10 protein-coding genes are annotated in these 10,431 nt (G+C 58.2%); 4 read left to right on the forward strand and 6 right to left on the reverse strand.

Annotation, left to right across the window (positions count from 1 at the left end; genetic code table 11):
- Positions 1 to 10 precede the first annotated feature (10 nt).
- The 6 genes from lpxK to HZB29_03400 form a co-directional block, all read right to left on the reverse strand.
- The gene (gene lpxK, locus HZB29_03375; GenBank protein MBI5814631.1) at positions 11 to 1,096 is read right to left on the reverse strand and encodes a tetraacyldisaccharide 4'-kinase; all 1,086 of its coding nucleotides are present in this window, start codon (positions 1,094 to 1,096) and stop codon (positions 11 to 13) included.
- Between the two features lie 6 nt (positions 1,097 to 1,102).
- Positions 1,103 to 1,399, reverse strand: coding sequence for a hypothetical protein (locus HZB29_03380; GenBank protein ID MBI5814632.1), 297 nt, complete (start codon positions 1,397 to 1,399; stop codon positions 1,103 to 1,105).
- A gap of 120 nt (positions 1,400 to 1,519) precedes the next feature.
- Positions 1,520 to 2,722 carry a hypothetical protein gene (locus HZB29_03385; protein MBI5814633.1) on the reverse strand — a complete coding sequence of 401 codons (1,203 nt, stop codon included), beginning with the start codon at positions 2,720 to 2,722 and terminating at the stop codon, positions 1,520 to 1,522.
- Between the two features lie 5 nt (positions 2,723 to 2,727).
- Positions 2,728 to 3,369, reverse strand: coding sequence for an MBL fold metallo-hydrolase (locus HZB29_03390; GenBank protein ID MBI5814634.1), 642 nt, complete (start codon positions 3,367 to 3,369; stop codon positions 2,728 to 2,730).
- Positions 3,370 to 3,465: 96 nt separating this feature from the next.
- On the reverse strand, positions 3,466 to 4,227 hold the full coding sequence (gene pgeF / locus HZB29_03395; GenBank protein MBI5814635.1) for a peptidoglycan editing factor PgeF: 762 nt from the start codon (positions 4,225 to 4,227) through the stop codon (positions 3,466 to 3,468).
- The gene (locus tag HZB29_03400) at positions 4,224 to 5,999 is read right to left on the reverse strand and encodes a radical SAM protein (GenBank protein MBI5814636.1); all 1,776 of its coding nucleotides are present in this window, start codon (positions 5,997 to 5,999) and stop codon (positions 4,224 to 4,226) included. The genes pgeF and HZB29_03400 overlap by 4 nt, the downstream gene beginning before the upstream one ends.
- Positions 6,000 to 6,063: 64 nt before the next feature.
- On the opposite strand from HZB29_03400, the gene HZB29_03405 reads away from it, so the two are divergent.
- The 4 genes from HZB29_03405 (at position 6,064) to HZB29_03420 (ending at position 9,546) form a co-directional block, all read left to right on the forward strand.
- Complete coding sequence (locus tag HZB29_03405) at positions 6,064 to 7,278, forward strand: tyrosine--tRNA ligase (protein MBI5814637.1); 1,215 nt, start codon at positions 6,064 to 6,066, stop codon at positions 7,276 to 7,278.
- 71 nt (positions 7,279 to 7,349) lie between these two features.
- Positions 7,350 to 7,535 carry a type II toxin-antitoxin system HicA family toxin gene (locus HZB29_03410; GenBank protein ID MBI5814638.1) on the forward strand — a complete coding sequence of 62 codons (186 nt, stop codon included), beginning with the start codon at positions 7,350 to 7,352 and terminating at the stop codon, positions 7,533 to 7,535.
- 1 nt (position 7,536) lies between these two features.
- Positions 7,537 to 7,962 (forward strand): helix-turn-helix transcriptional regulator, encoded by a 426-nt coding sequence (locus HZB29_03415; protein ID MBI5814639.1) that lies wholly within the window; start codon positions 7,537 to 7,539, stop codon positions 7,960 to 7,962.
- Positions 7,963 to 8,019: 57 nt separating this feature from the next.
- The gene (locus HZB29_03420) at positions 8,020 to 9,546 is read left to right on the forward strand and encodes an NAD(P)/FAD-dependent oxidoreductase (protein MBI5814640.1); all 1,527 of its coding nucleotides are present in this window, start codon (positions 8,020 to 8,022) and stop codon (positions 9,544 to 9,546) included.
- Positions 9,547 to 10,431 lie beyond the last annotated feature (885 nt).

The following is a 10,431-nucleotide window of genomic DNA, read 5'->3' on the forward strand; positions in this document are numbered from 1 at the left end:
CAATAGCGCCTCACTTTCCGAAAACCCTGTCCAGCTCCTCGTCCAGGATATTCTCTCCATCCGTGATCCGCATCTTGTAGCGTGCCGATAGCAGCTGGCCGCCGAACATCTTTTCACGCCCGGCAAGGCGCGCCATGTCCTTTTCGGTGGTGACTATGGCCTGCGCCCCGCAAGAGGCGGCCTCGGCGCTTATCTCCCCGATCTGGCTGTCCGTATAGTTGTGATGGTCGGCGAAGGTCATTGCCCTCAAAACCGTAGCCCCGGACTCTTCCACGGACCGCAAAAACAATTTAGGCCCGGCCACGCCGCAGAACAGCAGCGTTTTAAGCCCGCGCACATCGCGCTCCACCCCTTTAATATCCGAAAAACCGGTTATGGATCCGCTTGCCCTTATCACCGGCGCCGTGTGGTTGTGGCGCCTGATTTCCCGGATGATGTTTTCCGTCCCGTTCCCGGCTCCTGTAATGACGATCAGGCCGGCGCGTCTGGCCTGATCCACCGGCTCGCGCAATATTCCCGTGGGAAAAAGTCTGCCGTCTCCGAACGGATTATCGGAGTTGATCAGAAGGATGTCCAGGTCGCGGTGGATTGCGCGATGCTGGAATCCGTCGTCGAGTATCACCCCTTCAAGCCCGAACCGCTCCGCCATCATCACCGCGCCGTCTATCCTCTTGGGCGCGCAGACCACAGGGACGCCTGGCAGATTTTTCGCCATCATGTAAGGCTCGTCGGCGGAAAGGGGAGGGGGGGCGGAGAGTTTTTCCCCGTCGGACACCACGCTCACAGGCTCCTTGTTTTGCGATCCATATCCTCGGGAAAGGATTCCGATCCGCCGGTTAGAAAGCTTGCGGGCGAGAAGTTCCACGAAGGGGGTCTTTCCCGACCCGCCGATTGTGAGGTTGCCCACGCTCATCACTTTAAGGGGGGCTTTCCTCTGGACGAGAATTCCGCTGTCGTAAAGCCAATTGCGAAGCCACACCAAGGAACCGTAAACAGCCCGGGCGATGACAAGGGGAACCAGCAGCGATCCAGCCGGTTCAAGCCCACGCATCACGTCCTCTACGCGCCTTCTGATTCTGGAAACGCCGGAGGACATGGATTGCTATACCTTTTCGATAAGTTCCCGCGCCAGTGGCGGGAGGAACACCTGGCTTTCGGAGGATATGTGGCGGATGGCGGCGGCCAGGGCTCTCCATCTATGCTCCGTGTCCAGCCGTTTGTCTATTATCACGATCATCCCGCCTTTCATCTGGCACATTCCGGAGGAGATGTTCACGTCGTCGTCCCGCAGGTTTTCATAGCGCACCTCCACGGAAAGCCGCCGCGCCGCCTCCTCCAGCGCCCGCAGCGCCGTGGCGTTTTCCACGCCCCTGGAAGCGAACATGTCGTCCTGTTTCATGCCCCCCATCCGCTGGTGTCAGACGATAACCAGTTGTACGGGCACGGCGCGCCGTGCTCCTACCCGATAACGCAGCTATTCTCCCCCCCGAGCGGATTGGGCGCACACTTAGGCGCGCCCCTACTTCACCGCTGGAAAAAAACTCACAACACTTTTCTGCGCCGCCGAAAGCGCTTCCTGCACAAAGGTGGCGGATGCCCAGAACATAAGGTTCGCCCCGTCCGTGGATTGGCATTCCGCGGCGCTCACCTGTCCGTCCCCGTCCGTGTCGTAAACGCTTGCCGGGCATTCAGGCGTGTCGGATATGGGGTCAAACCATGTCCCGTCCGACTCGGTTGTATGGAAAAGCCCCATGAAGTGGCCAAGCTCGTGCGCCATCGTCGCGCCTTGCATTATCAGGTCGGCCGAACTCATCCGCGACATCCCTCCCATTGTGTTCACCACCACGCCGGAGTGTTCGGTCCCCTGGACAAGCGGCGGACCTGGTATCCCCCCGGCTATGCCCAGCACGCCAAGGTTGCTCATGGAACGGACGAGGAAAAGGTTCATATAATCGTTGCCCGCCTGGGACGAAAGCCTGAAAAGCTCGTCCATCCCGTCCGACTGGCCATTGCTGTTCGCGTCCGAGTTTAAGTCCACATGGGTCAGGCGGCGCGCCGTGTCGTCGTTAAGCTCGATGATGTTGACCGTCCCGACGGAAAAACCGTTGACGGCGCAAATCCTCTTGAACTCGTCGAGCATGGCGGCAAGATTCGGGTCGGCGGTCCCCTGATAATCGGGGAGCGCCATGATCCACACGTTGACGTTGATGGTGGTCCCGGCGGTTTTCTTTACGATGGTGTAGATGGAGACGTCCCGCGCGGCCCCGTCCGGGCTTGCGTAATGGGTGATGGAGTATGTCCACGTTCCCGGATTGAAGGCATAGTCCATGCTGTGGGGGATGGTGAATGTCTGGGCGCTATAGCCCTGCCCCTGGGTCTCGTTATAGCCGATGGGCCAGGTGGAAAGGTCCGCGGAAACCATGGAGAAACCGTTGGGGTCCACGATGGACGAAATGTCCATGTCGGAGGTGTCCCCGCCGTCGGCGATGATGGTCAGCGACACTGCCCCGGCCGGTACGTCCACGGTGTATGGCCCGGCGGTCTCCCCCGCGGCCATGGACCTTTGCTCCACAAGGGTGGTGACTTCCGTCTCAACTGACGCCTGTTCACCCCCCCCGCCTCCGCCTCCGGCGCATCCCGCGGCAAGCGCCATAATGGCTGAGGCCGCCATAAGCTTTGCTCCAAAACCCAGGCGGTCAAAAAACGCCGTGATCAGCATCATTGCAACTACTTACTGGCTCCAAAAATAAAGGGGTTATTCTTTTTTTCGAAACCGGCCTCCGTCGGATCGCCGTGGCCCGGATAGATGGCCACCTCCGGCGGCAGGGTGAATATCCTGTTATTGATCGAATCGCGCAATGCCTCAAAACTTCCGCCGGGCAAATCGGTCCTGCCGATGGAGAGGCGGAAAATGGTGTCCCCGGCGATGAGGGTGTTTCCGAAAAGCAGGCATATGCCTCCGGGGGAATGGCCGGGGGTGTGGATCACCTTCATCTTCAGGCATCCGCATATTTCCACCACGTCCCCATCGGCCAGCAACTCGTCGGCGGGGGGGGAGGGGGCTATGCCAAGATATGCCGCCATGTCCTCCATGGAGGGGTGGTTCAGCATTTCGGCGTCCGCCCCGTGGATAATTATTTTGGCTCCGGTGGCCTCCTTGATCTGGGCGTTGGCTCCGGTATGGTCCGCGTGGGCGTGGGTATTAATGATATGGGTCACTTTCCAGCCACGGGCCGATACAGTCTCCAGTATCCGCCTGTATGAATCTCCCGGGTCAATTACGGCGCACACATTATGCACGTCGCACCCGGCTATATAGCAGTTGACCTCAAGTGGGCCGACGCAAATGGTTTCCAATTGTACTGACATGATTTGAACGGCTCGAACTCCTGATATTAATTGGTAAGCTGTGGTTATTGTAGCGGCATCCCGGGAGCGTTTGGTAGGAAAATATTGGGGGGAATTTCAGCGCACGGCCACAAGGCTTATGAACCGGCCCGTGACTTTGCCGTCCTTGCGGTAAGAGTAGAATTTCCTGTTGTGGCACGATGTGCATACGCCGCTGTCGGCGATATTCCGCCCCTTCACGCCGCAATCCGCCAACTGGCGCAGGTTCGCATCCGCGATGTCCACTTGCAGTCCGCCATCGCCGCCGCAACAGGCGTGGAACCGCTCCGCCGTGGCCTCGTCCACCGCATAGCAGCATGATCGTATGCACGGGCCGAAGGCGGCGTGGAGATTTTCCGGATCGCACCCGAACCGCTCCGCCATGATTTCGACGGCCCTTGAAACGATGTGAAGCTCGGCGCCTTTCCTTCCGGCGTGGACGGCGGCGGCAACGTTTTTCTCCGGATCGGCGATGAGTATGGGGAGGCAGTCCGCCGTCCGCACCCCAACCGCGATACCTTTGCGTGCGGTGATAACGGCGTCCGCTTCCACCGGCCTTTCCGGAATCGCTCCGTCTATCACCGCCACCTGCGCGCCATGAACCTGCGACGGCGCCCATATCAGCCCGGCGCCGGTGGCGGATTTTATCAATTCCATGTTGCGCCTGACGTTCTCCGGCGAATCGCCGTCCGAATGGCTTGTGTTGAGGCTGTCATACGGCTTTGCGCTCACGCCGCCTCCGCGGCCCGTGATGAAGTTGGCAAACCCCAGGTCTTGGATATGCGGAAAAGTGTATATCTCCGGCCCATCGCAAGGGAACCGGCGCAAAACTTCGTTCACTTCGTTTTTCCTTTTATCACGCACACCCCGTCAAACGCCCCGCACCTCTGGCATTGCGAGCCGGGGGGCGGGCATTCGGGGGTAAGTTTTTCGTCAAGGCGTCGCTCCATCTCTTTTTCAAGATAACCTTCATAAAGCCCGCTGTCTATCATATCCCACGGCAATATTTCATCCGGCCCCTTGCGGCGGGTGGCGAAAAAATCGGCGTCAACCGGCGACTCACGCATGGCGCCAAACCAGTCCCCGTCCATCTCCAACGCCTTTTCTATTACCTCCGCCACGCGCCTGTCCCCAACGGAAAGGAGCGCCTGCACATAGCTTTGCCTGGCCGATCCCGCCTGCAGGCTCACGCCGGGGAGCGCCCGGAACATTTTTTTAACAAGCTTAAGCCGCCTGTCCGCCTCGGCGATCCCGATGAACGGCTCCCGCGCGAAAGGGGTGAAAGGTTTCGGGACGAACACGTCCACCCCCACGGAAATATGCCCCATCGTCCCCCTGGTTTTGGAGGCGGATATCATTTCATCCCTGATTGCCTGCGCAAGGCTCGCTATTTGCGCCACGTCCTCCACGGTCTCTCCCGGAAAGCCCACCAGGAAATAAAGTTTCATGTTGAACGGCCCTGTTTGCGCGATCATGCGCGCGGCCCTGATTATGGTTTCGCCGCCCAGGTCTTTGTTGATGCGTTTTCGCAGCCGTTCGGAACCCGCCTCCGGCGCCACGGTGATGGTGTGGGCGCCTCCTTTGGCGAGGTTTTCGAGCATTGTTGGCGTCAGCTTGTCCAGCCGGAAAGATGAAACGGAAAACTCTCCACCTTTTTCCACGATGTGGCTGAAGATTTTCTCGATGTCCGGATGGTCCCCCACGGCGCTTCCCACAAGGCCCACACGCCCGATGCGCGAAAGCCCCGCGTCAACGGCGGCGAGAATCGCGGAGGTGTCCGCGTGGCGCGTGGGGCGGTACACATATCCGGCCGCGCAGAACCGGCAATGTTTCCCGCATCCTTTGCCTATTTCCACCAGCGCCATGCCGCCGAACACCGTGTCCGGAGTGTCTATCACGCTCACGTTGGGGGACGCGGAGAATCCATGGTTCCACAGGCGTTTTACTTTTTCCGGGAAGCCCGGTCTCACCTCGAATCGGGCGATGGCGCCGCTGTTTTCATAAACGGGCGTGTACGCCGAAGGGACATACACACCGGGGATGCGGGCGAAGGCCGCCAGATCATTCTTGCCCCCGTTGCGCATCGCTGCGATGATCGGTTCCAGCGCATCCTCACCCTCGCCGATAACCATGATGTCGAAGAATGGGCCTAGGACCTCCGGGTTCATCGTCGGGCAGATGCCTCCGGCGAGAATCAACGGATCGCGCGGGCCGCGCCCTTTCAGCGGGATTTTGCCAAGCCGCAGCATCTTGAGGACGTTTATATAGTCCGCCTCGAAAGTGATGGAGAACGCCGCCGCGTCAAACCCGTTTAGCGGCTTTTGCGATTCCAGCGAGAATAACGGCGTCTTGCGTTTGATAAAATAGCGCTCGTCATCGGCGTCCGGCAGGAACACCCGTTCGCACACCACGCCGTCCATGGCGTTGAGCATGGAGTACACTTTGTGGAACCCCAGGTTGCTCATCCCCACTTCGTAGCTGTTCGGATAGGCCAACGCGATTGATATCGCCCCACTGTGTCCCTTGACGACGGCGCCCTTTTCCCGGGCGAGCCTCTCCCGCGCCTTGTCCATCGGGTCGCCTGTCTTCGCGGCGCGGCCTGCCTTTGCCATACGGTGTTTTATGTGTTACTTTTTATCACTTGATTCAACCAGTGTATCTTAAAGACGGTCAAAGATGTTCAAGCCAGTTGAAGAGCAGCTATCGGTGATACGGCGTGGCGCCGTGGAGATCATCTCCGAACCGGAATTGCGCGCCAGGCTCGAAAAATCGCGCAACACGGGAAAGCCGTTGCGGGTGAAGGCGGGGTTTGACCCCACGGCGCCGGACCTGCATCTGGGCCACACGGTTCTTTTGTGGAAAATGCGCCAGTTCCAGGAGCTGGGGCACCACGTGCTGTTCATCATCGGCGATTTCACCGGGATGATCGGCGATCCCACGGGGAAAACGGAGACACGCCCGGCGCTAACCCGCGAGCAGGTGGAGAAAAACGCGGAGACGTACCGCCGCCAGGTGTTCAAAATACTGGACCCGGACAGGACGGAAGTCACCTTCAACAGCGGCTGGCTCAACGGCATGTCCCCTTCGCAGATGATCCATCTTGCGGCCAGGTACACCGTGGCCCGGATGCTGGAGCGCGACGACTTTTCGAAGCGCTACGCCGAAGGGCGCCCCATATCCATCCATGAGTTCCTTTATCCGCTGCTGCAGGGGTATGACTCGGTGGAGCTGAAGGCGGACGTGGAGCTTGGCGGGACGGACCAGAAGTTTAACCTGTTGGTCGGGCGAGACCTGCAGCGCGGCTGGGGCCAGCCCCCCCAGGTGGCGCTCACCATGCCACTGCTGGAAGGGACCGACGGCGTCCAGAAAATGAGCAAGTCATACGGAAACTACATCGGGGTGGACGAGGCCCCGCGCGAGATGTTCGGCAAGATCATGTCCATATCCGACACGATGATGATGCGGTATTACGAGCTGCTATCGAGTGTTACCAACGAGGCGCTGGCGCAGCTGAAGGCGGACGTGGCCTCCGGCGCGGTCCACCCGAAAGCGGCGAAGGTGGCGCTGGGCAAGGAGATCGTGGCGCGGTACCACTCCCGGGAGGCGGCGGGGGAAGCGGCGGAAGAGTTCGACCGGGTGTTCAAGTCCAAGGAACTGCCCGACGATATGGAAACTTTCAACGTGGCCTGGGACGGCGCCGGGGAGGCGTGGATATGCAAGGCGCTGGTGGAGGCCGGGGCGCTGCCCAGCACGTCGGAAGCGATGCGGCTCATAAAACAGGGGGCCGTGAGCGTGGACGGCGAGAAGATAACGGACAAGGACCATAGATTGAAGCGCGGCGGGGAGAAGGTGGTGAAAGTGGGGAAGAAAAAGTTCGTTAAGCTTGTGTGATCCAGCTTACGCAATATGACCGCCTTGATCGGGATGTTTACAAACTCCACATATATGTATATATTGGAAACATGAAACGCCGGGACCTGGAACGGGCGCTCAAGGCCATGGGATACACCCATATCGGCGGATCCAAGCATGAACGCTGGGTGAACAAAAGCGGGTCTTACACGGCGGCGGTCCCCCGGCACAAGGAAATTGAAGAAGGGCTGGCGAAGGGCATTTTGAAGCAGGCCGCGCATTTCGAGGAGAAATAAAATGTGGGTGCAGGGGCATGTGCGAAAAAGGGGGAAGTTCTGGCTGGTGGACTTTCCCGCCCTGGACGCCGCCACGCAGGGGATGAGCAAGGCCGAGGCGTATGACATGGCCCGTGACCTTGTGGAAACATTGGCGGACATAGAGGGATTCAAGCTTTCCATATCCATCACCGCGGCAAAAGGCTCCGTGTTCTACGCCGGGGCGGATGACGCGAAGTCTTTCGCCGCGTTTCTTTTAAGGCGCTGGAGGCAGACACACGGCCTGACGCTGGAGGAGGCCGCATCCCGGCTCGGCTCCAGGTCGTTGAACGCCTATTCACGCTACGAGAAAGGACGCAACGAGCCGACAATTTCCATGATGGAAAAACTTGTGGAGGCCATCAGCCCGAAAGGAGCCCTGCAGGTTTATTTCGGGAATCCGGCCTGACTGCTCCGCTGGCGCTTGCCGGCATTGCAACCTTGAACGCTTTTCGGGTGTCCATCCATGAAATACGATGCCATCGTGATCGGCGGCGGGCTGGGGGGGTTGACCGCCGGGGCCAGGCTTGCCAAAGCCGGGCTCAAGGTGCTGCTGCTCGAACAAAACTCCACCGTCGGCGGATGCGCCGCCACGTTCAAACGCAAAGGTTTCCTGATGGAAGCCGGACTGCACGAGATGGACGGGTTGGGCGAGGACGATATCAAACTTAAAATCTTCAAAGAAATCGGGATATGGGACAAGATGAAATTCGTCCGCGTCCCGGAGTTTTACAGGCTGGTCTCCCCCCACGGCGATTTCGTGATGCCGGACAACGCAGCCGAGGCCGAAAGGTTGCTAATCGAAAAGTTCCCGTCGGAACGTGAAGGTATCCGCAAGTTCTTCCGCGTCATGATGAACATGACCAAATGGATGGGGATGATGCCCACCCAACCGTTGAAGTTCATGCTGGTGTTCCCGTTTATCTTCCCGTTCATGCTCTACCACGTGTTCCGCTTTAAAAATAAAAACGTGGGCGATTTTGTGGACAGCCTTACAAAGGACGAATGGCTAAAGCTCATCCTGCTTGCCAACTCCGGGTATTACCACGACGATCCGTATGAACTGGGGATGATTTATTTCTGCGTGGCGCAGGGGAGCTATTTCACCGGCGGCGGCCACTTCATCAAGGGAGGCTCGAAGGAATTGGCCGAAGCGATGGCGGAGGTCATAACAGGCAACGGCGGGGAGGTCCTCACCCGCCACGAGGCCACGCGCATCGTCGTGGAAAATGGAAAGGCCACGGGGGTGCGATACCGCAAAGTATCAAAGACCCACCAGGACGCGCAGGAAGAAATTTGGGCCACGGCGGACCATGTGGTGGTGAACGCCCCGTTGCCTGTGGTGTTAAACGAGCTTATGCCCGGCGTTGCGGACAGGAAGTTTACGGAGAAAATCGCCGGGATGAGCCTGCCCGGCTCGGCTTTCAGCGTTTATATAGGGTTCCGCAGGCCGGTAAAAGAACTTGGGAACAGGCATTACTCCACCTTCGTGCAGGGCGCCGCCATCAACACCATCCGCGATTTTGCCGCCGACGCTAAAAGCGCCGATTTCGCCACGAAAAGTTATGTGTTCGTGGATTACAGCCAGTTGGACAGCGCCCTCGCCCCGGATGGAAAAGGTTTTGGCGCCATCGTGGCGGGGGACAATTTTGCGAACTGGAAAAACCTTTCGCATGAAGAATATTCAAGAAAGAAGCGCGAGTGCGCCGAAACGTTGATCGAAAGGCTGGACAAGCTTGTTCCCGGGGCGAAAAACGGGATTGAGTATTACGAAGCGGCCACGCCCGTGACCATAAAGCGCTTCACCCGCAATCCGGAGGGGGTATTCTACGGTTTCGCCCAGACGGTGGGGCAGGGGATGATGGACCGTCCGATGGCCGTGCCCGGCGTGTCAAACGTCCATGTCGCCTCGGCATGGGGTATGCCCGGCGGCGGATTTTCCGGAGCCATATTCGGCGGCTATTTTGCGTCGGCGCGAATACTGGGGAAATAAATACGGCAGGGAAAAATAACCGCAGAGGCACTGAGGCGCAGAGTTAACAATCGCTTTTCGCTCGGTGGGGTGTTTAAGCCGGAGGCGTCACCCCGCCGTCTTAGGAGGCATCTATGAGTCTGGGGTGAAGAACGTCCCGGACAGCGTTCGTTTCGGGTATTTCCCCCTTTGGGCAACAACCCGAGGCGGCCGCGGGGAAGCAGGACAGAGACAACCACAGGGCCGCCAAGGCACAGAAGTAAAATATTCTTTCTCTGTGTCTCTGTGCCTCTGTGGTGAAAAATCCCGATTATCTCTGGCGCTGGTCTGCGTCATCCCAGTTTCTTTTTGAACCTTAGCGTCGACATGGTCATGAACACGCAGCCGAGCGCGAAAATCATTTTACTACGGTATAGATAACATCCCAATCGCTGTGACGTCCTGATGGATTATCACGAGGGCCAGGAAATGTCTCGTCCGATATCTTTAACCCGGATATTTCCGCTAAATTGAATCGGCGCCATCCTGGCAATGTTCCCGAACTGCTTCCGCCGCGGAGCTGAAATAAAAGCAGTTGAATCACGCCACCTTTGATTCCACAAATATGTGGCTCTCCGATTCGTTGGTATCCATGATGCTGAAACTCAATAATTCTTTTCTCTGAGATGGCTTGACGAATAAGAGCGTCCATAGCTTGTTCCTTCGTGGATGCGGCTGTAAATGAATAATAATAAAACTGAATTATACTATGCTTTCTATGCAAAGTCACTAGTGTCCCAACGTTAACGACATGACTGATTGTAACAGGTTGAGAGAACGAAGGTTTATCATGATTTGCTCTGGTCTCGATTTCAGTTCGGCGCGTAGCATGACGGGTATCTCCAACACGATTGTGAGGCTCGCCGA

The sequence above is a fragment of the Nitrospinota bacterium genome (genome assembly GCA_016235255.1).
Taxonomy (GTDB): Bacteria; Nitrospinota_A; UBA7883; order UBA7883; family JACRLM01; genus JACRLM01.